Annotated in this window: 23 protein-coding genes; 13 read left to right on the top strand and 10 right to left on the bottom strand. The window is 67.8% G+C overall.

Annotated elements, in window-relative coordinates; translation table 11 throughout:
* Positions 1-39 precede the first annotated feature (39 nt).
* From ACEXOR_RS11970 to ACEXOR_RS12000, 7 genes are all read left to right on the top strand, one after another.
* Positions 40-1,050, top strand: a complete 1,011-nt coding sequence (locus tag ACEXOR_RS11970) for a WXG100 family type VII secretion target (protein ID WP_374849871.1) — start codon at positions 40-42, stop codon at positions 1,048-1,050.
* Positions 1,051-1,129: 79 nt separating this feature from the next.
* Positions 1,130-1,810, top strand: a complete 681-nt coding sequence (locus ACEXOR_RS11975; protein ID WP_374849872.1) for a hypothetical protein — start codon at positions 1,130-1,132, stop codon at positions 1,808-1,810.
* Positions 1,807-2,118 carry a hypothetical protein gene (locus tag ACEXOR_RS11980; protein WP_374849873.1) on the top strand — a complete coding sequence of 104 codons (312 nt, stop codon included), beginning with the start codon at positions 1,807-1,809 and terminating at the stop codon, positions 2,116-2,118. The genes ACEXOR_RS11975 and ACEXOR_RS11980 overlap by 4 nt, the downstream gene beginning before the upstream one ends.
* 17 nt (positions 2,119-2,135) lie before the next feature.
* On the top strand, positions 2,136-2,744 hold the full coding sequence (locus ACEXOR_RS11985) for a hypothetical protein (protein WP_374849874.1): 609 nt from the start codon (positions 2,136-2,138) through the stop codon (positions 2,742-2,744).
* A gap of 45 nt (positions 2,745-2,789) precedes the next feature.
* Positions 2,790-4,127 carry a histidinol dehydrogenase gene (gene hisD / locus ACEXOR_RS11990; protein WP_374849875.1) on the top strand — a complete coding sequence of 446 codons (1,338 nt, stop codon included), beginning with the start codon at positions 2,790-2,792 and terminating at the stop codon, positions 4,125-4,127.
* Between the two features lie 7 nt (positions 4,128-4,134).
* Positions 4,135-4,632, top strand: a complete 498-nt coding sequence (gene nrdR / locus ACEXOR_RS11995) for a transcriptional regulator NrdR (RefSeq protein ID WP_374849876.1) — start codon at positions 4,135-4,137, stop codon at positions 4,630-4,632.
* Entirely contained in the window at positions 4,632-5,657 is a 1,026-nt protein-coding gene (locus ACEXOR_RS12000; RefSeq protein ID WP_374849903.1) for a quinone-dependent dihydroorotate dehydrogenase, read from the top strand. Before nrdR ends, ACEXOR_RS12000 begins: the two co-directional genes overlap by 1 nt.
* A gap of 26 nt (positions 5,658-5,683) precedes the next feature.
* On the opposite strand, the gene ACEXOR_RS12005 is transcribed toward ACEXOR_RS12000, so the two are convergent.
* Positions 5,684-6,262 carry a DUF3043 domain-containing protein gene (locus tag ACEXOR_RS12005; protein ID WP_374849877.1) on the bottom strand — a complete coding sequence of 193 codons (579 nt, stop codon included), beginning with the start codon at positions 6,260-6,262 and terminating at the stop codon, positions 5,684-5,686.
* Positions 6,263-6,298: 36 nt separating this feature from the next.
* Between ACEXOR_RS12005 and ACEXOR_RS12010 the strand changes: the two genes are divergently transcribed.
* The 5 genes from ACEXOR_RS12010 (at position 6,299) to ACEXOR_RS12030 (ending at position 11,438) form a co-directional block, all read left to right on the top strand.
* Positions 6,299-7,753 (top strand): dipeptidase, encoded by a 1,455-nt coding sequence (locus tag ACEXOR_RS12010; RefSeq protein ID WP_374849878.1) that lies wholly within the window; start codon positions 6,299-6,301, stop codon positions 7,751-7,753.
* A gap of 61 nt (positions 7,754-7,814) precedes the next feature.
* Entirely contained in the window at positions 7,815-8,180 is a 366-nt protein-coding gene (gene erpA / locus ACEXOR_RS12015; protein WP_374849879.1) for an iron-sulfur cluster insertion protein ErpA, read from the top strand.
* A 202-nt stretch (positions 8,181-8,382) separates the two neighbouring features.
* A complete protein-coding gene (ctaC, locus tag ACEXOR_RS12020; RefSeq protein ID WP_374849880.1) occupies positions 8,383-9,255 on the top strand; it encodes an aa3-type cytochrome oxidase subunit II in 873 nt (290 codons plus the stop codon).
* A 10-nt stretch (positions 9,256-9,265) separates the two neighbouring features.
* Positions 9,266-11,014 carry an aa3-type cytochrome oxidase subunit I gene (ctaD, locus tag ACEXOR_RS12025; RefSeq protein ID WP_374849881.1) on the top strand — a complete coding sequence of 583 codons (1,749 nt, stop codon included), beginning with the start codon at positions 9,266-9,268 and terminating at the stop codon, positions 11,012-11,014.
* Between the two features lie 4 nt (positions 11,015-11,018).
* Positions 11,019-11,438: a cytochrome c oxidase subunit 4 gene (locus ACEXOR_RS12030; protein WP_374849883.1), complete on the top strand. Its 420-nt coding sequence runs from the start codon at positions 11,019-11,021 to the stop codon at positions 11,436-11,438.
* Positions 11,439-11,503: 65 nt separating this feature from the next.
* Here ACEXOR_RS12030 and ACEXOR_RS12035 read toward each other — a convergent pair whose 3' ends face one another.
* From ACEXOR_RS12035 to ctaE, 7 genes are all read right to left on the bottom strand, one after another.
* Complete coding sequence (locus ACEXOR_RS12035; protein WP_374849884.1) at positions 11,504-12,835, bottom strand: cell wall-binding repeat-containing protein; 1,332 nt, start codon at positions 12,833-12,835, stop codon at positions 11,504-11,506.
* A 60-nt stretch (positions 12,836-12,895) separates the two neighbouring features.
* Positions 12,896-14,281 carry a cell wall-binding repeat-containing protein gene (locus ACEXOR_RS12040; protein ID WP_374849885.1) on the bottom strand — a complete coding sequence of 462 codons (1,386 nt, stop codon included), beginning with the start codon at positions 14,279-14,281 and terminating at the stop codon, positions 12,896-12,898.
* Between the two features lie 23 nt (positions 14,282-14,304).
* Entirely contained in the window at positions 14,305-15,414 is a 1,110-nt protein-coding gene (locus ACEXOR_RS12045; RefSeq protein WP_374849886.1) for a cell wall-binding repeat-containing protein, read from the bottom strand.
* A gap of 323 nt (positions 15,415-15,737) precedes the next feature.
* Positions 15,738-17,429, bottom strand: coding sequence for a cytochrome bc1 complex cytochrome b subunit (qcrB, locus tag ACEXOR_RS12050; protein ID WP_374849887.1), 1,692 nt, complete (start codon positions 17,427-17,429; stop codon positions 15,738-15,740).
* Positions 17,426-18,496, bottom strand: coding sequence for a cytochrome bc1 complex Rieske iron-sulfur subunit (qcrA, locus tag ACEXOR_RS12055; protein ID WP_374849888.1), 1,071 nt, complete (start codon positions 18,494-18,496; stop codon positions 17,426-17,428). Before qcrA ends, qcrB begins: the two co-directional genes overlap by 4 nt.
* Before the next feature lie 52 nt (positions 18,497-18,548).
* Positions 18,549-19,343 (bottom strand): cytochrome bc1 complex diheme cytochrome c subunit, encoded by a 795-nt coding sequence (gene qcrC / locus ACEXOR_RS12060; RefSeq protein ID WP_374849889.1) that lies wholly within the window; start codon positions 19,341-19,343, stop codon positions 18,549-18,551.
* A gap of 48 nt (positions 19,344-19,391) precedes the next feature.
* Complete coding sequence (gene ctaE / locus ACEXOR_RS12065) at positions 19,392-20,030, bottom strand: aa3-type cytochrome oxidase subunit III (protein ID WP_374849890.1); 639 nt, start codon at positions 20,028-20,030, stop codon at positions 19,392-19,394.
* 105 nt (positions 20,031-20,135) lie between these two features.
* Between ctaE and trpD the strand changes: the two genes are divergently transcribed.
* Positions 20,136-21,188, top strand: coding sequence for an anthranilate phosphoribosyltransferase (gene trpD, locus ACEXOR_RS12070; protein ID WP_374849891.1), 1,053 nt, complete (start codon positions 20,136-20,138; stop codon positions 21,186-21,188).
* Positions 21,189-21,311: 123 nt separating this feature from the next.
* Here the strand turns inward: trpD and glpK are convergent, their stop codons facing one another.
* Positions 21,312-22,826 (bottom strand): glycerol kinase GlpK, encoded by a 1,515-nt coding sequence (glpK, locus tag ACEXOR_RS12075; RefSeq protein ID WP_374849892.1) that lies wholly within the window; start codon positions 22,824-22,826, stop codon positions 21,312-21,314.
* Between the two features lie 108 nt (positions 22,827-22,934).
* Positions 22,935-23,190, bottom strand: a 256-nt coding sequence (locus tag ACEXOR_RS12080) for an aquaporin (RefSeq protein ID WP_374849893.1), incomplete at its 5' end; no start/stop codon positions are given.

A 23,190-nucleotide genomic window follows, 5' to 3' on the forward strand; every position in this document is an offset into this window, starting at 1 on the left:
TTCGAAGGGCCCGATGTACGAGGGGAAGGGTCAGCCGACATGACGGGTGGGTTCTGGGGAGCCGATGCCGATCAGCTTCGCGCGCTGGCGAAGGATTTCGACCAGAAGGCGACGCAGCTGTCGGGCATGGCGAGCACGCTCACCGCGTCCATCAACGGCGCGAGCGCCTGGTCGGGTCCGGATGCGGCCCTGTTCAAACAGGACTGGAACAGCACCTACCGGGCGTCGCTGACGAGCGCGAACCAGTCGTTGCTCGCGGCGGCATCCGCTCTGGTGAAGAACGCCGACGAGCAGGAGCAGGCCAGTTCTGACGATGGCGGGGCCGGGCCGGGGGGCTCCGGCCCCGGAGGTTCCGGGCCGGGCGGCAGCCCGTTCCCGGGTACGGACGGTTCGGGCTCCGGTGACGCGGGCGACGACGGATCGATGCTCGACGACATCCTGAACAGCCCGGTGGTGGGCTCGATCAACGACTACCTCAACGCCGCCGGAATCGTGGGCGGCGTCGACGCGCTCCTCCAGCTGCGCCTGGGCGGGGCCTTCTCGTCGCTCGACGCGGCTCTGGACTTCCGAGCCTTCGCCGGAGGCTTCAACACCGCGAGCGACTTCTTCAACGGCAACAACTGGGGCTCGCTCACCCAGGGCCTCAGCAACGTGCTGGGCGACGGCGCCCTGGCGAGCCGCGTGGGCTCGGCGGCGGAGTTCCTCGGCACGGCCGGCAAGGTGCTCGGCCCCGCGGGGGTCGTGCTCGGCTATGCCGGGGCGTACAACAGCTACCAGAAGGGCGATTACGTGCGGGCCGGCTACGACACGGTGGCCACCACCATCGGCGCTGTCGCCCTGTTCACGCCGCCCCCGGCGAACCTGGTGCTCGGGGCGGTGTCGGGCGGCATGGCGCTCGGCGGCCTCCTCTACGACAACGTGCCCGTGTTCCACGACGCCGTCGACAACACCGCCGAGGCCATCGGCGACGCCGGCGAGGCCATCGCCGAGGGGGCCCAGGACTTCGCCGAGGGCGTCGCCGACGTGGCAGAAGACCTGTGGCCGTGGTGACCACCGACCGGCGCCACGGTGTGCCTGACCCCATCGCCTTCGTTCCATCATCCAGCCGTCGAACCATCAGGGAGCACAGATGACCGACACCCGTACCTGGGCCGCAGCCGAGCCCTCAGCATCGTCCGTCGACGCGCCCACCTACGGTGCGGGTGAGATCGCCTACGCGCTGTCCCTCGCCGAGGGCCCGGTGCGCGCCCAGGCCGAGAAGTTCCTGCAGGTCGAGCCCGGCTTCGTCACCGACCAGACTGCGGCCCTCGGCGCCTCGAGCCTGGTTGCGCGGGGGGAGCTGACGGTCACCGGCGACCTGCTCGAACCGCGTGGCGGCATCCGTCTGCTCATCGTGGTGCTCCAGACGGCGGTGCGCTGGACGGAGATCGCCATGATGAACGAGGGAAGCGTCGAAGCGGCGCTGTACGTGCAGTCGCCCGAGCTGTCGGTGCTGCTGTCGCCCGCGGCGATGAGCACCTGGACCATGGTCGTCAGATCGCCGGCCTACACGGATGCGCAGTTCCTGGCGCGGCTGGTGAACGACAACGCGGCCCGGCATCCGCTCGGAACCGCGTACTTCGGCACGGAGGTACTCGGCTCCGAGAAGCACCACCTCTTCGTGCGGCCGAGCTCCGAGGTCGACACCTTCGGCGGGCGCACCTGGGACCTGGCCGACGCCGAGGCCCCGGGCGACGGCCGCTCCGACGCGGTCGGCGACGCCGAGCTCCTCGAGCGCCTGGCCGCGTTCTCGGCCCTGCCGAGCGCATGAGCGCACCCGACCGCAACCCGGTGCCGCCGGAGCCGTTCCCGTGGATGAGCACCAACCCGCCGTCCGGCCGCTACCGGATGACGCTGAAGAGGCCGTTGAGCGAGGCTCTGCTCGGCGCGTTCCTCGTGATCGTCGGGGTCGCGTTCGGGGTGAGCGCCGTGGGCAAGGACTCCGTGGGCGCGGTCGTGGTGGGCGTCGGCGCGCTGGTCCTGGTCGGCGGGGCGGGCGTGGTGCTGCTCGTGATCGCTTCGGCACGGGCCCGGTGGTTCCGCGCCTTCGAGCGCGCGCACGGTCGGCCGCCGTTCTGATGCGGTCCTCAGAACCGATGCCGGGCAACCCCTGGCCGCACGACATGATGCTCAGGATCGAGGACTCCCCGAGCGCGCTGCACGAGTTGCTCTGGATCCGTGAGGCCTGGGGCCTGCAGCCGCAGGGCGACGACCTCCCGCCCCTGCTGGCGCATCCGCCCGAGCCGGTGGGCCTGCCGGCCCCCGAGGAGTGGCAGCGGGCCTGGCCCGATCTCTGGGCGGCGTGCCTGGCGCAGGCGGGCCGGCCGCACGACCCCGGCCTCATCGGTCGGCTCTCCGATACGTCGCTCGGCTCCGAGGAGCGTGCCCGGTTGCTGACCGAGCTCACCGGTGTCTCCTGGCGCGACCGGTTCGGCGACGAGGCGTTCACGTCGTCGTTCGACGCGTGGAGCGAGGCTCAGCGCACGGCACAGCACCTCCGCCGGCCGCTGGCCTACGACGACACCCCCGAGCGGAAGTCCCTCGACGCCCTGATCGTGGCCTGGCAGGCGGGCATCACCGAGTTCGTGCTCATCCCGTGCCGCGGCGACTTCACCAGACGGCTCAGCCCGTCGACCCTGCTGGTCACGGAGGCCACCCGCAACGACCCCCGCCGTTACGCCGCGGCCCTCCTCGCGGCCGCCTGACCGCCCGCCCCGACGCCGGCCCCCGGTCGGTAGGCTGGCAGTGCCATGATCCGAACGATTGACCTCCGCGGCCAGACCCCCACCCGATCCGAGTTCGTGCAGCTCGTCCCACGCGCCGACACCGACGTCTCCGTCGCGCACGAAGCCGCCGCCGCCCTCGTCGACGACGTGCGCCGCGACGGCCTCGTGGCCCTGCGCGACCAGGCCCGTCGCTTCGACGGCGTGGAACCCGAGCACGTGCGCGTGCCCCAGGAGCACATCGACGAAGCGGTCGCAGCGCTCGAGCCTGCCGTCCGCGAGGCGCTCGACGAGGCGATCATCCGCGTGCGTCAGGCCACCGCCGCCCAGATCCCGGATGCGCGCACCACCGAGCTCGCCGACGGCGCCTTCGTCGAGCAGCGCTGGCAGCCCGTCGACCGCGTGGGCCTCTACGTGCCGGGCGGCAAGGCCGTCTACCCCTCCAGCGTCGTGATGAACACCGTGCCGGCCCAGCTCGCCGGCGTCGGCTCGATCGCCATCGCGTCACCGCCGCAGCGCGAGTTCGGCGGCCGCGTGCACCCCACCATCCTCGCCGCAGCGGGGCTTCTCGGCGTCACCGAGGTGTACGCCATCGGGGGAGCGGGCGCGATCGGCGCCCTGGCCCACGGCGTCGACGAGATCGGGCTCGACCCCGTGCAGGTCATCACCGGCCCGGGCAACGTCTACGTCGCCGCGGCCAAGCGCGTGGTGCGCGGCGTGGTCGGCATCGACTCCGAGGCCGGTCCCACCGAGATCCTGATCGTGGCCGACTCCTCGGCCGAGCCGTCGTTCGTCGCCGCCGACCTGGTGAGCCAGGCCGAGCACGACGAGCTCGCGGCAGCCGTGCTCGTCACCGACTCGCCCGCCCTGGCCGAGGCCGTGCTCGCCGAGCTGGGCTCCGTCGCCGCGGCCACGAAGCACGCCCAGCGGGTCGCCGTGGCGCTCGACGGCCCGCAGTCGGCGATCGTGCTGGTCGACTCGATCGAGCTGGCCGCATCCTTCAGCAACGCCTACGGTCCCGAGCACCTCGAAGTGCAGACGACGGATGCGGAGGCGACGCTCGCCCTGCTCACCAACGCCGGCGCCATCTTCGTAGGCGCCTACTCCCCGGTGAGTCTGGGCGACTATCTGGCCGGGTCGAACCACGTCCTGCCCACGGGAGGTCAGTCGCGCTTCTCCTCGGGACTCGGTGCGTACACCTTCCTGCGCCCCCAGCAGATCATCCGCTACGACCGCCCCGCCCTCTCCGAGGTCGCGACCCGCATCGTGGCCCTCTCCGAGGCCGAGAACCTCCCGGCCCACGGCGAGGCGGTCACCGCTCGCTTCGCCGTCGTGCCCGAGGGTCTGCACGCGCCGCTAATCTAGAGGGGCCATGTACTGCCCTTACTGCCGCTACCCCGACTCACGCGTCGTCGACTCCCGCACCACCGACGACGGTCTGGCCATCCGCCGGCGCCGTCAGTGCCCCGACTGCGGTCGCCGTTTCAGCACCACCGAGACCGCGTCGCTGAACGTGATCAAGCGCTCGGGAGTGGTGGAGCCGTTCAGCCGCGAGAAGATCGTGTCGGGAGTGCGCAAGGCCTGCCAGGGCCGCCCGGTCACCGACAGCGATCTGGCCGTGCTGGCCCAGCGGGTCGAGGAGACCGTCCGTCTCAGCGGCGCCGCGCAGATCGAGGCGAACGACATCGGTCTCGCCATCCTGCAGCCGCTGCGCGAGCTCGACGAGGTGGCCTATCTGCGCTTCGCCAGCGTGTACCAGGGCTTCGACTCGCTCGACGACTTCGAGGCGGCCATCACCCTGCTGCGCGTCGAGCACGAGCAGGCCGAGGCCGCAAGCGAACCGCGCGGCGGCACCCGCCCGGCCGAGTGATGTACCCGTTCCTGTTCCGGCACGTCCTGGCCAAGCTCGACCCGGAGACGGCGCACCATCTGGCCTTCACGGTCATCGAGGCCATCCCGACGCTGCGACTGGATCGGCTCGTCGCCCGCTTCACCCGCCCGACGGCCGACATCTCGGTGTCGGCGTTGGGCCTGCGCTTCGCCACCCCGTTCGGAGTCGCGGCGGGTTTCGACAAAGACGCGCGAGGCATCCGGGGTCTGGGCGCCCTCGGTTTCGGCCACGTCGAGGTGGGCACCATCACCTCTCGCCCCCAGGAGGGCAACCCGCGGCCCCGGCTGTTCCGGCTGGTGGCCGACCGTGCGGTCGTGAACCGCATGGGGTTCAACAACCACGGGGCCGCGGCCGCGTCACTGCGGCTGGCCCGGGTGCGCTCCACGAAGCATCTCCGACCTGTGATCGGCGTGAACATCGGCAAGAGCCGGGTGGTCGACGTCGACGACGCGGTCGACGACTACCTCGAGAGCACCCGCGCCCTCGCGCCGATGGCCGACTACCTGGTGGTGAACGTCAGCTCGCCGAACACCCCGGGCCTGCGCGGTCTGCAGGAGCTCGACAAGCTGCGACCTCTTCTCTCGGCGGTCAAGGGCGAGGCGGGGCGCACGCCCCTCCTGGTCAAGATCGCCCCCGATCTCACGGATGACGAGATCCTTCGCATCTCGGCCCTCGCCGTCGAGCTCGGTCTCGACGGCATCATCGCCACGAACACGACGATCGCGCGTTCGGGGCTCCGTACCCCGGCTCACGTGGTGGAGGCGGCGGGGGCGGGCGGCCTCTCGGGTGCTCCTCTCGCGGCGCGCTCGCTCGAGGTGCTGCGGCTCATCCGGAGCGCGGTGCCGGCTGCGCTCTGCGTCATCTCGGTCGGGGGTGTCGAGACCGCGGCCGACGTGCGCGAGCGGCTCGACGCCGGCGCCACCCTCGTGCAGGGCTACACGGCGTTCCTGTACCGCGGCCCCCTCTGGGCCCGCCAGATCAATCGCGGCCTCGCCCGCGCCTGACGCACCACCCTGCCGGGGGAGCGCAGCTACTTCGGGAACTCGCCGCGCTTGACCTGCGGCTTCGGAAGGCGCAGGCGCCGGAACTGCAGTGCCCGCATCGTGGCGTACCAGCGCAGCCCACGCTCGGCGTTGTCGGCGCCGAACTTGTCGCGCACCTTCTTCATCAGCCGGAAGTTCATGAAGATGGAGTCGCCCACCACCACGAGCACGAAGGCGTAGAGACCGAGCATCACACCGGCCTGGACCTCGGGCGCCGGCACCAGCGTTAGCAGGATGACGACGAACATCGCCGGGATGATGAACTCGCCCAGGTTGAACCGGGCGTCGATGTAGTCGCGCACGTAGCGACGCTGCGGGCCCTTGTCGCGCAGCGGCAGGTACTTCTCGTCGCCGTTCGCCATGCCGATCCGGGCGCGCTCCCGCGCGAGCTGCTGCTGACTGCGGGCGGCGCGGTTGGCCTCTTTGCGGTCGTTCGGAACGAGGGGGCGCTTGTTCGCCGCTTCGCGCTCCTTGCGGGTGGGCGTCGCGTGGCCCTTGCCCGCTCCGATCTGCTCCTCCACAGGAGCCTCGATCACGGGTTCTGCTGCACTGCTTCTCTTAGCCACGGTGTCCTCGTTCGTCGTTCTCTTAAGATTACCTTCATGACAGACGCTCCAGACTCCTCGTTCCCGCAGAATCCGCCCACAGCCACCGGGCCCGTCGCGGGCACCCTCACGGAGCGGGAGGCGCTACTCGTCGAGTCGGTGCAGTCGGCCCTGCCCGCCAGCATCGCCGAGCTGAGCGCACTCGTGCGCATCCCGTCGGTGTCGTGGTCGGCATTCGACCCCGCCCACGTGCGGGCCAGCGCCGAAGCGGTCGCCGAGCTCGCCCAGGCCACCGGGGTGTTCGAGAGCGTCGAGATCCTGCAGGCCGCCACCGAGACGGGTGAGCTCGGCCAGCCGGCGGTGCTCGCCACCCGGGCCGCCAAGAACAGCCGCCCCACGGTGCTGCTCTACGCCCACCACGACGTGCAGCCCCCCGGGCGCGACGACCAGTGGGAGTCGGCCCCGTTCGAGCCCACCGTGCGCGGCGACCGCCTCTACGGGCGCGGTGCCGCCGACGACAAGGCGGGCGTGGAGTCGCACCTGTCGTCGATCCGCGCCCTCGCCGAGGTCGCCGGCCCCGATTTCGACCTCGGCCTGGTGCTCTTCATCGAGGGAGAGGAGGAGTTCGGCTCCCGTTCGTTCGCCAACTTCCTCGAGACGCATCGCGACAAGCTGGCCGCCGACGTCATCGTCGTGGCCGACTCCGACAACTGGGATGTGAACACCCCGTCACTCACGGTGAGCCTGCGCGGCAACGTCACCTTCCGGCTCACGGTGTCCACCCTGGCTCACGCCTCGCACTCCGGTATGTTCGGCGGCGCCGCTCCGGATGCGATGGTCGCCGCCATCCGCCTGCTCGCGTCGTTCCACGACGAGTCGGGTTCGGTCGCGGTCGAAGGTCTCACGGGCCGCAAGATCGAGGGCCCGGAGTACACCGAAGAGTCCCTGCGCGACGACGCCGGCCTGCTCGAGGGCGTGCAGCCCATCGGCACCGGGTCGATCCTGTCGAGGCTGTGGGCGAAGCCCACCGTCACGGTCACCGGCATCGACGCCCCCTCGGTGGCCAACGCCTCCAACACGCTCATCCCGAGCGTCTCGGTGCGCGTGAGCTCGCGCATCGCACCCGGGCAGGATGCGACGGAGGCGTACCACGCGATCGAGCGGCACATCCGCTCGCATACCCCGTTCGGCGCCCACGTCGAGATCGACGACGTCGACACCGGCAGCCCGTTCCTCGTCGACACGTCGGGCTGGGCCGTCACCGCGGCGAAGGCCGCGATGCGCGACGCGTGGGGTGCCGAGCCCGTCGAGGCGGGGATCGGCGGGTCGATCCCGTTCATCTCCGATCTGGTGCGGGTGTTCCCCGAGGCCCAGATCCTGGTCACCGGCGTCGAAGACCCGAACACCCGCGCGCACAGCCCGAACGAGTCTCTGCACCTCGGTGTGTTCAAGCGGGCCATCACCGCCGAGGCACTGCTTCTGCTGCGCATGAACGACTCCGGGAATTCCTGAGCGGGTCACACCGTTGGCGGAGTTAGACTTCCGTCATATTTCCGATCGACAAGGAGCACACATGAGCGACACGATCCTGACGCCCGCCGTCGAGGCGCCCGCGCACCAGGTGGGCCTCACCGACACCGCGGCCACCAAGGTGAAGAACCTGCTCGAGCAGGAAGGCCGCGACGACCTGCGTCTGCGCGTCGCCGTGCAGCCGGGCGGATGCTCGGGTCTGATCTACCAGCTCTACTTCGACGAGCGCATGCTCGACGGAGACGCGGCCGTCGACTTCGACGGCGTCGAGGTCATCGTCGACAAGATGAGCGTGCCCTACCTCGAAGGTGCCACCATCGACTTCGAAGACACCATCCAGAAGCAGGGCTTCACCATCGACAACCCGAACGCCTCCGGCAGCTGCGCCTGCGGAGACTCGTTCCACTGAGTCTCGCGGGGTCGCGATCGCAGCCCTGATCCGATTCACCCCAAAAGGGGCCGTTCCACGCCGGAACGGCCCCTTTTTCGCGCCCGAACCGTGACCTGACACGTCCACCTCCGGGTGGCCTGTGGCATCGACCGGTAAATCGACACAGTAGGCTAGGAGAAGGTCAAATACACTGATGGTGTAGCTTCCCGAAAGGTCTCTGGTGCGCTCTAACCGACGTCTCCGATGGGCTGCGATCCCAATCGCGGCGCTCATGTCCGTTGTACTCGCCGGGTGCACGCAGGACCAGCTTCAAGGCTGGCTTCCCACCGAGCCCGGCACCACGAACAACGTCGATCGCGTCATCGGCCTCTGGGTCACGTCGTGGATCGTGCTCCTCGTGGTGGGTGTCATCACCTGGAGCCTCACGATCTGGGCGATCATCGTGTACCGGCGCCGCAAGGGCCAGACCGGTCTGCCGGTGCAGCTGCGCTACAACATGCCGATCGAGATCTTCTACACGGTCGTGCCGCTCATCCTGGTGCTGGGCTTCTTCGCCTTCACCGCTCGCGACCAGAGCGCCATCGAGCAGGCCTACGAGAAGCCCGATTACACCATCCAGGTGTTCGGCAAGCAGTGGGCGTGGGACTTCAACTACACCAACGACGATGTCTACTACGCCGGTGTGCAGGGTCAGGACGACCCTGACGACCCCAACGGCAACCTGGTCGAGTCCGAGATCCCCACGCTCTACCTGCCCGTGGGCAAGCAGATCGAGATCCAGCTCGAGTCGCGCGACGTCATCCACTCCTTCTGGGTCATCGACTTCCTCTACAAGAAGGACATGCTGCCCGGCAAGACGAACTACATGTACGTCACCCCCGAGAAGGAGGGCACGTACACCGGCAAGTGCGCCGAGCTGTGCGGCGAGTACCACTCGATGATGCTCTTCAACGTCAAGGTCGTCTCGCAGCAGGAATACGACGACTACATCGAATCCCTCCGTGCCGCCGGCAACGAGGGTCAGCTCGGTCACGAGTACGACCGAAACCAGAACCTCCCGGGCATCGGCGAGCCCGCGCACGAAGAAGAGTAGGAACGCGACCATGACCGCAACCGTCGACGTTGCGCCCGCGGGCGGCGCAGCTCTCCCGGCTCCCACTCCGACCCCCTCGAAGACGGTCGGCCGTAAGGGCAACATCCTGGTCAAGTGGATCACCTCCACCGACCACAAGACCATCGGGTACATGTACCTGATCGCGTCGTTCATCTTCTTCTGCCTCGGCGGCGTGATGGCCCTGGTCATCCGTGCCCAGCTCTTCGAGCCCGGCCTCGAGCTGCTGCAGACGAAAGACCAGTACAACCAGCTCTTCACCATGCACGGCACGATCATGCTGCTCATGTTCGCGACGCCGCTGTTCGCGGGCTTCGCCAACGTGATCATGCCGCTGCAGATCGGTGCTCCGGATGTCGCGTTCCCTCGCCTGAACGCTTTCGCCTTCTGGCTCTTCCTGTTCGGTTCGCTGATCGCCGTCTCGGGCTTCCTCACCCCCCAGGGTGCGGCATCGTTCGGATGGTTCGCCTACGCGCCACTGTCGTCGACCACATTCACCCCAGGAGACGGCGGTAACCTCTGGGTCTTCGGGCTCGGGCTCTCCGGCTTCGGCACCATCCTCGGTGGCGTGAACTTCATCACCACCATCATCACGATGCGTGCCCCCGGCATGACGATGTTCCGGATGCCGATCTTCACCTGGAACATCCTGGTCACCTCGATCCTCGTGCTGATGGCCTTCCCGGTCCTCGCCGCCGCGCTCTTCGCGCTCGGCGCCGACCGCGTGTTCGGTGCGCACATCTACGATGCGGCGAACGGCGGTGTGCTCCTCTGGCAGCACCTGTTCTGGTTCTTCGGCCATCCGGAGGTCTACATCATCGCGCTGCCGTTCTTCGGCATCGTCTCCGAGGTCTTCCCGGTGTTCAGCCGTAAGCCGATCTTCGGCTACAAGACGCTCATCTACGCCACGATCTCGATCGCCGCTCTGTCGGTGACGGTGTGGGCACACCACATGTACGTCACCGGTTCGGTGCTGCTGCCGTTCTTCGCGCTCATGACGATGCTCATCGCCGTACCCACGGGCGTGAAGATCTTCAACTGGGTCGGCACGATGTGGCGCGGTTCGGTCACCTTCGAGACGCCCATGGTCTGGGCCATCGGCTTCTTGATCACCTTCACCTTCGGTGGTCTGACCGGCGTCATCCTCGCGTCGCCGCCGCTGGACTTCCACGTCTCCGACACCTACTTCGTGGTGGCTCACTTCCACTACGTGGTGTTCGGTACCGTGGTGTTCGCCATGTTCTCGGGCTTCTACTTCTGGTGGCCCAAGTGGACGGGCAAGATGCTCAACGAGCGCCTCGGGCACTGGCACTTCTGGCTGCTGTTCATCGGCTTCCACACGACGTTCCTCATCCAGCACTGGTTGGGTGTGATGGGAATGCCGCGACGGTATGCCACCTATCAGCCCGAGGACGGCTTCGCCTGGATGAACCAGCTCTCCACGATCGGATCGTTCATCCTCGCGGCCTCGATGATCCCGTTCTTCTTGAACGTGTACATCACGGCCCGCAAGGCACCCAAGGTGACGGTGAACGACCCGTGGGGCTACGGCCGCTCGCTCGAGTGGGCCACGTCGTGCCCGCCGCCGCGTCACAACTTCACGTCGATCCCGCGCATCCGCTCGGAGTCCCCGGCGTTCGACCTGAACCACCCCGAGGCCGGCATCCCGGTCGGTGTGGGCCCGGCGAAAGACGCTCCGGATGCTCCCACCCACGACATCGCTAGCGACAAGGTGAAGTAGACCCATGAGAGCCAACACCAACCTCTTCTGGATCCTGACGGTCTTCATGATCCTGGCCGCCACGACCTACACCGTCTGGTCGCTGATCTGGTACGACGGCCAGATCGAGTGGGTCGGCACGGTCGCCATCAGCCTCACGGCCATCCTGTCGGCGTTCCTGGCCTTCTACCTCAGCCGTGTGCACAAGGCGCAGGGTGCCGAGCTTCCCGAAGACCGCCTCGACGCCAACATCGACGACGGCGACCCCGAGATCGGCTTCTACAGCCCCTGGAGCTGGTGGCCCATCATCCTCGCTGGTGGCGGCGCCCTGCTGATGCTCGGCCTCGCGGTCGGCTTCTGGATCTGCTTCATCGCGGGAGCTCTGGTGCTGGTCGCAGTGGTCGGCTGGACCTACGAGTACTACCGCGGCTACTTCGCCCGCTGACCCGGCCCTGACGCCACGAAGGCCCGCTCCCTCCGGGGAGCGGGCCTTCGCCGTATCGCGGTCGGTCAGCTGCAGAGCGGCAGGTTCTCCAGGTTCGCGTCGAGGCTGTTCGGCCCACCCAGGAGCACGATGTGCTTCGGTGCGAGTGCCCGCACCTGGGCGGCCACCTCGGCGGTGACGCAGGACTTTCGAACGAGCAGGATCGGCGACTTGGTGATTCCCGCGAGCACACCACCGGCGAGGGCGTCGGGATAGTTCACTCCCGTGGCGAAGTACACGGTGTCGATCGGCCCGGTGTAGTTGGCCGCCGTCACATTGGCCGACACGGCGAAGCGGTCGTCACCGTCGATCCGTGTGACGGAACCGGTCAGAACCTTGATGTCCGCCGCCACGCCTGCCGACAGGGTGTCTTCTCCGCCGAGAACGGTCGCTCGGGTGACGCCACGAGCGGTGAGCAGCGCCTTCTCGTCGGTGTTGAGTGTGGTCGCCTCTCCGTTCACGAGCAGCACAGGAATGGTCGCCTTCGCGGCTGCCGGGCTGGCGCTCAGGGCATCCGGGAACTTGAGGCCGCTGGCCACGAAGATCGACGTCGAGGCCGCCGCGCCGAACGTGGGGTGGCTGATGAGGTTGCGCGACACTTCGAAGCGGTCGGCGCCGCCGATGCGGGTGACGGTCGGGTTGCTGTCGAAGCCCTTCAGCTCGTCGATGACCTCTTGCGCGAGCGACTTCTCGCCCCCCACCACGACGATGTTCGCCGCCTTGAAGCCTTCGGCGACGTTGTGAGCGTAGTTCGGCAGGCCTTCCGACGTCGAGAGGACGAGCGGAGCATTGTGCTGGGCCGCGATGGCCGAGGCACTCAGGGCGTCGGCGAAGTTCTCGCCACTAGCCACGTAGAGCAGGGGAGTCGTGGTCGGAGCGATCTTCCAGGCGACGTTCGCGGCCACGTCGTAGCGGTCGTCTCCGTTGATGCGCTCCACGATCGAGGTGGCGGGAACGATGTCGGCGACGCAGGTCTTGTCACCGGTGTGTCCCACATTGTTCTGGAAGTGGACGTGGAACGTGTAACTCCCGACTGTGGTGGGTGTTCCCACGATGCGGGGGGTGGATCCCCCGTCTTGTTTGAGGGACAGCCCGTCCGGAAGCGCGCCGGAGGTGATCGATGCGCCGTAGCCCGAGCCGCTCTCACCGTCGAGCATCTGCCAGGAGATCGGAACGCCGATCTTCGAGATCTGCGGCGGGCACATCATGATTCCTGGGCCAAACGGTGATGAATCCGTCGGAGACGCCGAGGCCGACAGCGGTGCAGCCAGCGCGGAGGTCAGGGCGATCGCGGCAAGGGCGATCGAGGCGACGAGAGGAGTCCTCCGCCGAGTCAGTGGTGTTCGAGAGGTGTTCATGGGTCATTCCTTCGGTGTGTGGGTGACTCGACGCGTATGCGGTCGAGGGCTCTGGGTGGGTCAGGGACAGACGGTGAGGGCGGCGACGTCGTCGGTGAGGCTGGCGCGGCCGCCGAAGAGCGTGATCGTGCTCGGGCCCAGGCGGCCGATGTGTTCGGCCACACGGTAGGGGATGCAGCGGCCCGGGACGAGGAACAGAGGCTCCTCGGTGATGCCGGCCAGCGCGCCTCCGGTGAGGGCGTCGGGGAAGGACTCACCGTTGGCGAGATAGACGTTGGACCGGGGGAGTGCCCAACTGAACGTGGACTGATTGATTCGGCGTGAGACGTCGTAGCGGTCGGCGCCGCCGAAGCGCCGGATCGCGCCGTACCGACGTTCGAGGTCGGCTGCGAGGTCGGCGCTGATCGTGGCGTCGCCGCCCATCATCTTCAGCTCGTCGCTGCCGAGCGCGGCGATCACCTCGCGAGCCTCGGGCGCGAGCCGCGACATCCGGCCGTCGATGAGGAGAACGGGCACGCCGTTCATGACGGCGGTGGGGGTGGCGCTCAGCGCATCCGGGAACTTCGTGCCGTCGGCCAGATAGATCTGACCCGATGTCGTAGGAGGCAGGCCGAACTGCGGGTGCAGGATCAGGTTCGCCGACACCGCGAATCGGTCGTCCCCGCCCACACGATGCACCCGGGGAGCCGACGGCAGACTCTCCAGGGCGGTGACGAGATCCGGTTGGAGACTGTTCTCTCCGCCGACGAGCACGACATCGGCCGGCCCGAGCCGTACCAGCTCATCCCGCACCGAGTCCGGCAGCGAGGACGCCGTCGAGAGCAGCAGGGGAGCCTTCCGTGCACCGGCGATGGACGCGGCGCTCAGCGCGTCGGCGAAACCCTCGCCGCTCGCCAGGTAGACGAGCGGTGCCCCACCAGGCGCGACCTCTTGCGCGATCAGGGTCGCTTCTTCGTACCGGTCTGCTGCATCCAGTCGGTGGATGACCGGGGCTGGCTTCACCTCGACCAGGCAGTCGGCGAACGAACCGGGCCCGTCGTCGTCGAACACCCATGACAGCTGAAGTCGAAAACCGTACGAGCCTGGTTCGGTCGGTATGCCGTGGTAGAACCGATAATTTGCCTCGTCGATCAGCGTCATGCCCGGAGGGAGCGAGCCACCAACGACCGAGGCACGCACGCCGTCGCCGCCCACTGTCTCGATGCCGAAGTGTTCCGGCAACCCCTCCGTGCCGATACGCGGGGGGCAGGTGGGTTCCTCCGGTGGCTCCGTCGCGCCGATTCCACTCACCGCGGCGCCGGCACTGTCAGCGCCGGTGATCCCGATGGGGATTGTGAGGAGAAGAGCGATGCCCGCCACAGCGGCGATACCGCGCCGGCGCCCGCTCCGTTGCGTCTCTCGGTATTCCTCAGTGGTCATTGCATCGCCCCTTCCCAGCGTTCCCAAGCCTTGCGATCGTTCGACAGGTCTCAGGGCGCGCAGACGCGCAGTGCGGCGACCTCAGGTCCGACGCTGGCTGGCCCGCCGAGGAGCACGACTTTCGTCGCCCCGAGCGTGTTGATGCGGTGGGCTGCGTCGACGGGGATGCAGTCACGGGTGGTCAGCAGAATCGGCGACTTGGAGGCGACAGCCAATGGCGCTCCCGCGAGAGCATCGGGGAAACTGGCTCCGGTCGCGAGATAGACGGTGTCGGTCGATCCCGTTTGGAATGCAATCGCAGCGATATGCGAAGAGACGAAGAATCGATTCTCGCCGAACACCCGAACGGCGTCCTGCCCGGATGTCCGAAGGCTGGATTCCATCGCCTCGGAGATCGAAGCCGTACCACCCAGCAACCCGATGACGTCCGGCTTGAGCGTGGAGATGAGCGCGGCCTCCGCCGCAGAGAGGGAGGGTTGTGACCCGTCGACGAGCAGCACCGGGCCGGGAATCTTCGCCGCAGCCGGTGAGGCGCTCAGAGCGTCAGCGAAGGTCGATCCCGTGGCGAGAAGCACCGTGGAGCTCTTTGTCGTGCCGAATGCCGCGTTGCCGATGAGGTTTCGCGACACCTCGTAGCGGTCGGCCCCACCGATTCGCGTGACGGTCGGAGCCGGGGTCAGGCCGCCCAGCTGTGCGATCACCGCGGGTGAGACGGACGCTTCGCCGCCGAGGACCACGATGTTCTTCGGCGACAGACGAGACAGCTCAGCCAGGACGACCTCTGTTACCGCGCCCTTGGTCGTCAGCAGAATGGGAGCACCTCGTTGTGCGGCGATGCTTCCCCCGCTCAAGGCATCCGCGAAGACTTCCCCGCTGGCCAGGTAGACCAAGGGGGCCGTCCCAGGCGCCACGACCTTCGAGATGGCGACAGACTCGCTGTAGCGGTCGGCCGCCGCAATTCTCGACACGGCCAGAGTCGGGTCGAGCGCCACGTCGTTCTTCACCGAGACGGTGCAGGTCGCCGACGAGCTGTCGCCAGTCGCTGGATCGAGATAGAGGAGGGTGAAGACGGATTCGCCGGCAGACGTCGGAGCCCCCCGGTACTCGGTCGCCACGCCGTCATCGAACAGGGTGACTCCGGCGGGGAGGGAGCCTGCCACGACGGTGGTGGACCCTCGACCGGAAGCTGGATCGAATGCGCGCGTATTCAGGTACTGCACACCGGCGTGAGCCGTTGCCGGAGGACACCTCGGTGGGATGGGAAAGGGCGCGGCGGAAGCCGGCGTAGCGGCCCCGACGGTGAGGAGGACGAGGCCGACGGCGATGGCCGCGAAAGCCGAGCGATGCGCAGCAACGGGGGGACGAGTCATCCCATCAGCCTCACCGACGAGGCGTAGTCGGTGTTATGAGCAGTCTCTACTCACGACGAAGCGCCCGCCCCTTGGAGGGGACGGGCGCTTCGGGGTCGAGTGCGAGGCAGTCGTTAGTGGTGCGTGTTGCCGCCGGTCGGGTCTTCGAGCTCACCCTTGACGGTGGTGCCGCTGCCCAGGGCGTCGGCGTGACCGTGACCGTGCGAGAGCTCCTCGCGCGACGCCGGAGCGATGCGGTCTTCGAAGAACCAGTTCGACATCGCCGAGCGCACGCGCATGACCGGCGTGATCTTGCCGTTCGAGTTCGGCCGCAGCATGATCGGCTCGTAGGACTCGTAGTCCACCAGCTTCCAGCGCTCGTAGTCGTCGAGCTGCTCGTGCACCTCGATGTACTCGCCACCGGGGAGGCGCACGATCCGGCCCGACTCGTAGCCGTGCAGCACGATCTCGCGGTCCTTCTTCATCAGGCCGATGCAGACCCGCTTGGTGATGAAGTACGCGATGAACGGACCAAGCACGGCCCAGGCCTGGACGACGTGGATGACGCCCTCGATCGACAGCTGGAAGTGCGTGGCCATGAGGTCGGACGAGGCCGCCGCCCACAGTGCCGCGTAGAACGTGACACCGGCTGCGCCGATGGCGGTGCGCGTGGGGGCGTTGCGCGGACGGTCGAGGATGTGGTGCTCGCGCTTGTCGCCCGTGACCCAGCCCTCGACGAACGGGTAGATGGCCACGAGGGCGAGCAGCCCGACGAGTGCGATCACCGGCACGAGGATGTTGATCGACCAGGTGTGGTTCAGCCACACGAACTCCCAGCCCGGCGGAATCAGTCGCAGGGCGCCGTCGGCGAAGCCGATGTACCAGTCGGGCTGGGTACCGGCCGACACGGGGGAGGGGTCGTAGGGCCCGTAGTTCCAGATCGGGTTGATCGTGAAGAACGAGGCCATCAGCGCGATGACACCGAACACCAGGAAGAAGAAGCCACCGGCCTTCGCCGCGTACACGGGGAGGATCGGGTAGCCGATCACGTTCTTCTCGGTGCGGCCGGGGCCGGCGAACTGGGTGTGCTTGTGCACGACCACGAACACCAGGTGCAGGGCCAGGAATGCGACCAGGACGGCGGGCAGCAGCAGGATGTGCAGCGTGTACAGCCGGCCCACGATCGCGGTGCCCGGGAACTCGCCGCCGAACAGCAGGAACGAAGTCCAGGTGCCGATCACCGGGATGCCCTTGATCAGACCGTCGATGATGCGGAGGCCGTTGCCCGAGAGCAGGTCGTCGGGGAGCGAGTAGCCGGTGAAGCCCTCGGCCATGGCCAGCACGAACAGCAGGAAGCCGATCACCCAGTTGAGCTCGCGCGGCTTGCGGAACGCACCCGTGAAGAACACACGCAGCATGTGCAGGCCGATGGAGGCGATGAACAGCAGAGCGGCCCAGTGGTGGATCTGGCGCACCAGGAGGCCACCGCGCACGTCGAACGAGATGTGCAGGGCCGAATCCATCGCCGCCGACATCTCGACGCCCTTGAGCGGCACGAAGGCGCCGTCGTAGTGCGTCTCGACCATGGAGGCCTGGAAGAAGAACGTCAGGAACGTGCCCGACAGGATGATGACGACGAAGCTGTACAGCGCCACCTCACCGAGCATGAACGACCAGTGGTCGGGGAAGATCTTGCGACCGAACTCCTTCACCACCGCCGAGATGCTCGTGCGCTCGTCGAGGTAGTTCGCCGCGGCGCCGGTGAAGCCGCCGCCCTTGGCCGGAGCCTTCTCTGAGGTCTCCGGTCGTTCGATCGTGCTGGTCATGAACGCTCCCAGAAACTAGGGCCGACGGGCTCGTGGAAGTCGCTCTGCGCGACCAGGTAGCCCTCGGAGTCGACCTCGATCGGCAGCTGGGGCAGGGGGCGCTTGGCCGGGCCGAAGATGACCTTGGCCTCGTTCACCACGTCGAAGGTCGACTGGTGGCACGGGCAGAGCAGGTGGTGGGTCTGCTGCTCGTACAGCGCGACGGGGCAGCCGACGTGGGTGCAGATCTTGGAGTACGCGACGATGCCGTCGTACGACCAGTTCTCGCGGCCGGGGCTGATGTTGAGGTCGGCGGGGTCGAGGCGCATCAGCAGCACTGCTGCCTTGGCCTTCTGCTCCAGCCGGTCCTCGGTGTCGTTCAGCCCCTCGGGGATGATGTGGAACACCGACCCGATGGTGACGTCGGAGGCCTTCACGGGGATGCCGCTCGGGTCGAGCGTGAGGCGCGAGCCCTTCTTCCACATGGTGTGGCTGAGCAGCTCCACCGGGTCCTGGTCCTGCGGGCCGAGGCCACGGAAGAGAACGAGACCCGGCAGCGGGAAGGCGATCAGCGCACCGATCAGGCTGTTCCGGATGAGCGTCCGACGCCCGAAGCCCGACTCCTGGTCGGCCTGGTCGAAGATCTCGACGGCGCGGGCCCGGGTGTCGTCGCTGCCTCGGACGGCATGACGGATGTCGATGCCCTCCTTGTCGAACATCAGCGCCTTGCCCCAGTGCACGGCCGCAAGGCCGATGCCGAAGAGCGCGAGGGCCGAGCCGACACCGATGAACAGGTTGTTCAGGCGGATGGCGGTGGGGTCACCGTCTTCGATGGGGAACGCCATGTAGGCCGCGAGGGCGAAGATGCTGCCCGCGATCGACAGGTAGAAGAGCGTGTACACCGTGCGGTCGGCGTGCTTGGCCTTCTTGGGGTCGATGTCGGTGACCCGCGCGCGATGCGGCGGCTCACCCGGGTTCTGCACGTCGGAACCAATGACCGCGGTGCCTGCCGATGTGCGATGACTCGTCTCGACGGCCGACGAACCGGAGGCGGCTGAGTCTGTGCCGCTCACCTCGTCATGTGCCATTGTGTTCCCTTTCGAGCGTGCTGTTGAGTGCTGTGTTCATGCGTCGGGCTGATCAGTTCGACTTCGCCGTCAGCCAGACCATCAGGCCGATGATCGCGCCGAGTCCGAAGATCCAGGCGAACAGGCCCTCCGCGACCGGCCCGAGGTTTCCGAGCTCGAACCCGCCCGGAGACGGGTTGTTCTCCACGTACTTCAGGTACGTGATGATGTCGCGCTTGTCTTCGGGGGTGAGGTTGTCGTCGTTGAAGACGGGCATGTTCTGCGGGCCGGTGAGCATGGCCTCGTAGATGTGCGTGGCGAGCACCCCGGTGAGTTCGGGGGCGTACTTGCCCTCCGTGAGGGCACCGCCGGCGCCGGCCACGTTGTGGCACATGGCGCAGTTGATGCGGAACAGCTCTCCACCGTTGGCGGCGTCTCCGTCGGCCTGCAGCAGGCTGGCATCCGGGATGGCCGGGCCGGGCGAGATGGAGGCGACGTAGGCGGCCATCGCGGCCGTCTGCTCATCCGTGAACTGCACCGGCTTCTGCATGGCCTGGGGGCCCTGCATGGCGAGGGGCATGCGGCCCGTGCCCACCTGGAAGTTGACGGATGCCGCGCCGACACCGATGAGGCTGGGGCCCTCGTCGGTGCCCTGCAGGCTCATTCCGTGGCAGGTGGCGCAGTTCGAGGCAAAGAGCTTCTCGCCCTCGTCGATGACCTGCTGGCTCGACATGTCGGTCTCGGCGGTGGCGGCCGTCGTGCTGCTGAACGCGGCGTATCCACCGCCCGTGACGACTAGGCCGATCGCAATCAGCAGCACAGTCGCCAACGGGTGGCGTCTGTTCGCTTTCCTGCTCGTGCGGGCCATGCTCTCAACTCTCTTTCGGGTATGACGTGGGTCCATCGGTGCTGTTCGCTACTTCAGCACGTAGATGACGAAGAAGAGGCCGATCCAGACCACGTCGACGAAGTGCCAGTAGTACGAGACGACGATGATGCTCGTCGCCTCCTTGTGACCGAAGTTCTTGACGGCGAACACGCGCCCGAGCATCAGCAGCATCGCGATGAGGCCGCCGGTGACGTGGAGGGCGTGGAAACCGGTGGTGAGGTAGAAGGCCGAACCGTAGGCGTTGCCGTCGATGGTGATGCCCTCGGAGACGAGCGTGGCGTACTCGAGCACCTGGCCGCTGACGAACACCGCGCCGAAGGCGTAGGTGAGGAAGAGCCACTCGGTGAGGCCCCAGTCTTTCGGGGCCCAGCTGGTGCGCTTGACCTGGCCGCGCTCGGCGGCCCAGACGGCGAACTGGCACCAGAACGACGAGATGACCAGGATGATCGTGTTCACGGCCGCGAAGGGCACGTTCAGCACGCCGGCCTGCTCGGCCCAGGCGCCCGGGTTCGTGGAGCGCAGAGTGAAGTAGATGGCGAAGAGGCCTGCGAAGAACATGACCTCGCTGCCGAGCCACACGATCGTGCCCACCGCCACGGTATTGGGGCGCTGCACCACGGGGGCACTCTGAGAATGGGTCAATGAGCTGCTCGTCACAGAGTCCATTATGTCCGATATCGGGGCACGGGTTTGCATTCGGCGCACCATCCGGCCGCCTTCCGGCCACATCACCGGCGTGTCCCGTCGACCGCGGCCCGTAGGATCGCTCCCATGGCTGAAACGCTCACCTGGCCCGCGATGATCACCCACCTCTTGACCGGACGCGATCTCTCGATCGCCGAGGCCACCTGGTCGATGAACAGGATCATGCTAGGAGAGGTGACTGAGGCGCAGCTGGCAGGTTTCCTGGTGGCGCTGAGAGCCAAGGGCGAGACCGTCGACGAGATCGTGGGCTTCCGCGACGCCATCCTCGATCACGCGTTGCCGCTGGACGTCGACCCCTTCGCCCTCGACATCGTGGGTACCGGCGGAGACAGCTACGGCACGGTGAACGTGTCGACCATGGCGTCGATCGTGGCCGCCGCCGCCGGTGTTCCGGTGATCAAGCACGGCAACAAGGCCGCGAGCTCGCTGTCGGGCTCGTCGGACGTGCTGCGCGCCCTCGGCGTCGACCTCGAGCTCGAGCCGGAGCGGGTGGCCGAGGTGCTGCTCGAGACCGGCATCTCATTCGCCTTCGCCGCGAAGTTCCACCCGGGTTTCAAGAACGCCGGTGCCGTGCGGTCGCAGCTCGGCGTGCCCACCGTGTTCAACTTCCTCGGCCCGCTGTGCAACCCCGCTCGGGCCGAGGCCTCCGCCGTGGGCGTCGCCCACCTCGACCGTGTGCCGTTGATCACCGGGGTCTTCCAGACCCGTGGGGCCACGGCGCTCGTGTTCCGGGGCGACGACGGTCTCGACGAGCTCACCACCACCGGGCACAGCCACATCTGGGAGGTGTCGCGGGGCTCGGTGAAGGAGCACGACCTGAACCCGCGCGATCTCGGCATCCGCACGGCCTCCATCGACGACCTGCGCGGGGGAGACGCCGAGCACAACGCCGAGGTCGTCCGCCGTACCCTCGCCGGCGAGACGGGCCCGGTTCGAGACATGGTGCTGCTGAACGCGGCTGCCGGCCTGGTGGCGTTCGAACTGGCGTCCGACCCGTCGGAGGTCGACCGCGGCATGGTCGAACGCCTGGCCGAGAAGATGGCCATCGCGGCCGACGCCGTGGACACGGGGGCGGCGACCCGCAAGCTCGAGGCCTGGGTCGCCGCCACCCGCGCCTGACGCCTGAGGGCCGCCCTCGCCTTCACGTCGCCCAGTTGCGCCAAATCGCCCCCTCCGGGATCCGGAGAGGGCGATTTGGCGCAATTCGGCGAAGGCTACCCGAGAGAAGGTGCCCAGCGCGGGTCAGCTCACGTCGGAATCGACCCAGTCGAGGGTCTTCGTGACGGCTTTCTTCCAGTTGCGGTAGAGGCGGTCGCGCTCGGCGTCGTCCATCTTCGGCTCCCAGCGGGAGTCCTCCTGCCAGTTGGCGCGCAGCTCGTCGAGGTTCGCCCAGAAGCCCACCGCGAGGCCGGCCGCGTAGGCGGCACCCAGCGCGGTGGTCTCGGCCACGACGGGCCGCACCACGGGCACGTCCAGGATGTCGGCCTGGAACTGCATCAGCAGGTTGTTGGCGATCATGCCGCCGTCGACCTTGAGCTCGGTCAGGGGCACGCCGGAATCGGCGTTCACCGCATCCAGCACCTCCTTCGTCTGGAAGGCCGTGGCCTCCAGTGCCGCGCGGGCGATGTGGCCCTTGTTCACGTAGCGGGTCAGACCAACCAGCGCACCGCGCGCATCCGACCGCCAGTAGGGCGCGAACAGGCCGGAGAACGCGGGCACGAAGTAGGCGCCGCCGTTGTCGTCGACCGTCTTGGCGAGCGTCTCGATCTCCGGCGCCGACGAGATCAGCCCCAGGTTGTCGCGCAGCCACTGCACGAGCGAGCCGGTGACCGCGATCGAACCCTCGAGCGCGTAGTGCGGTGCCTCGTCGCCGAGCTTGTAGCCGAGGGTCGTGAGCAGCCCGTTCTTGGACTTCACGATCTCGGTGCCGGTGTTGAAGATCAGGAAGTTACCCGTGCCGTAGGTGTTCTTGGCCTCGCCGGCGTCGAACGCGGCCTGACCGAACGTGGCAGCCTGCTGGTCGCCGAGAATGCCGGCCACGGGCACCTCGCGCAGCAGCGACGAGGTGTGCACGGTGCCGTAGACCTCGGAGGAGGACTTGATCTCGGGCAGCATCGACTTCGGCACTCCGAACACCTCGAGGATGTCGTCGCGCCATTCCAGCGTCTCGAGGTCCATGAACAGGGTTCGGGATGCGTTGGTGACGTCGGTGGCGTGAACGCCCCCGTCGACACCACCGGTGAGGTTCCACAGCACCCACGAGTCGGTGGTTCCGAAGATCAGGTCGCCGGCCTCGGCCCGCTCGCGCGCACCCTCGACGTTCTCCAGGATCCAGACGATCTTGGTGCCGGCGAAGTACGTGGACAGGGGCAGGCCCACGATGTCCTTGAATCGCTCCGCTCCGCCGTCGGCCGAGAACCGGTCGACGATCGCCTGGGTGCGCGTGTCCTGCCACACGATGGCGTTGTACACGGGTTCGCCGGTGTTCTTGTCCCACACCACCGCGGTCTCGCGCTGGTTGGTGATGCCGACGGCCTTGACGTTGTGGCGGGTGATGTTGGCCTTGGACAACGCCTGGCCGATGACCTCGCGCGTGTTGTCCCAGATCTGCTTCGGGTCGTGCTCGACCCAGCCCGCCTTCGGGAAGATCTGGTCGTGCTCCAACTGTCCGGTCGAGACGATCGAGCCCGAATGGTCGAACACGATCGCCCTCGTGCTCGTGGTTCCCTGGTCGATGGCGATGATGTAGTCGGTCATGGCAACTCCTTCGTTTTGTGACGACTGTCTGATGTCTCCCGGTGCCGGTCGGGCTCCGGGAGAAGAACAGCGGGCCGGTCACGTCATCGTGGACCGGCCCGCTGGGTGCTAGGTGAGGATGGGGAGCAGCGGGATGGCGAGAAGCCCCGCGAGGACGCCGCCGATGATCGGGCCCACGACGGGAACCCAGGAGTACGACCAGTCCGACGTGCCCTTGCCCTTGATCGGCAGCAGGGCGTGCGCGATGCGCGGGCCGAGGTCACGGGCCGGGTTGATCGCGTACCCCGTCGGGCCACCCAGCGACGCACCGATGCCGATCACCAGCAGCGCCACCGGCAGAGCACCCAGCGCGGCCAGGCCGCCG

It is taken from the genome of Herbiconiux liangxiaofengii, from assembly GCF_041927335.1.
GTDB lineage: Bacteria > Actinomycetota > Actinomycetes > Actinomycetales > Microbacteriaceae > Herbiconiux > Herbiconiux liangxiaofengii.

What these genes read in the sequence shown, in the direction of transcription:
- ACEXOR_RS12000 (WP_374849903.1), top strand. Translation starts at nt 4,632, where the DNA reads ATGTACCCGTTCCTGTTCCGGCACGTCCTGGCCAAGCTCGACCCGGAG.
- nrdR (WP_374849876.1), top strand. Translation starts at nt 4,135, where the DNA reads ATGTACTGCCCTTACTGCCGCTACCCCGACTCACGCGTCGTCGACTCC.
- glpK (WP_374849892.1), bottom strand. Translation starts at nt 22,826, where the DNA reads ATGACCGACTACATCATCGCCATCGACCAGGGAACCACGAGCACGAGG.
- ACEXOR_RS11975 (WP_374849872.1), top strand. Translation starts at nt 1,130, where the DNA reads ATGACCGACACCCGTACCTGGGCCGCAGCCGAGCCCTCAGCATCGTCC.
- qcrB (WP_374849887.1), bottom strand. Translation starts at nt 17,429, where the DNA reads ATGACCAGCACGATCGAACGACCGGAGACCTCAGAGAAGGCTCCGGCC.
- hisD (WP_374849875.1), top strand. Translation starts at nt 2,790, where the DNA reads ATGATCCGAACGATTGACCTCCGCGGCCAGACCCCCACCCGATCCGAG.
- ACEXOR_RS11985 (WP_374849874.1), top strand. Translation starts at nt 2,136, where the DNA reads ATGCCGGGCAACCCCTGGCCGCACGACATGATGCTCAGGATCGAGGAC.
- ACEXOR_RS12010 (WP_374849878.1), top strand. Translation starts at nt 6,299, where the DNA reads ATGACAGACGCTCCAGACTCCTCGTTCCCGCAGAATCCGCCCACAGCC.
- ACEXOR_RS11970 (WP_374849871.1), top strand. Translation starts at nt 40, where the DNA reads ATGACGGGTGGGTTCTGGGGAGCCGATGCCGATCAGCTTCGCGCGCTG.
- ACEXOR_RS12030 (WP_374849883.1), top strand. Translation starts at nt 11,019, where the DNA reads ATGAGAGCCAACACCAACCTCTTCTGGATCCTGACGGTCTTCATGATC.
- ctaD (WP_374849881.1), top strand. Translation starts at nt 9,266, where the DNA reads ATGACCGCAACCGTCGACGTTGCGCCCGCGGGCGGCGCAGCTCTCCCG.
- erpA (WP_374849879.1), top strand. Translation starts at nt 7,815, where the DNA reads ATGAGCGACACGATCCTGACGCCCGCCGTCGAGGCGCCCGCGCACCAG.
- qcrC (WP_374849889.1), bottom strand. Translation starts at nt 19,343, where the DNA reads ATGGCCCGCACGAGCAGGAAAGCGAACAGACGCCACCCGTTGGCGACT.
- ctaE (WP_374849890.1), bottom strand. Translation starts at nt 20,030, where the DNA reads ATGGACTCTGTGACGAGCAGCTCATTGACCCATTCTCAGAGTGCCCCC.
- trpD (WP_374849891.1), top strand. Translation starts at nt 20,136, where the DNA reads ATGGCTGAAACGCTCACCTGGCCCGCGATGATCACCCACCTCTTGACC.
- ACEXOR_RS12035 (WP_374849884.1), bottom strand. Translation starts at nt 12,835, where the DNA reads ATGAACACCTCTCGAACACCACTGACTCGGCGGAGGACTCCTCTCGTC.
- qcrA (WP_374849888.1), bottom strand. Translation starts at nt 18,496, where the DNA reads ATGGCACATGACGAGGTGAGCGGCACAGACTCAGCCGCCTCCGGTTCG.
- ACEXOR_RS11980 (WP_374849873.1), top strand. Translation starts at nt 1,807, where the DNA reads ATGAGCGCACCCGACCGCAACCCGGTGCCGCCGGAGCCGTTCCCGTGG.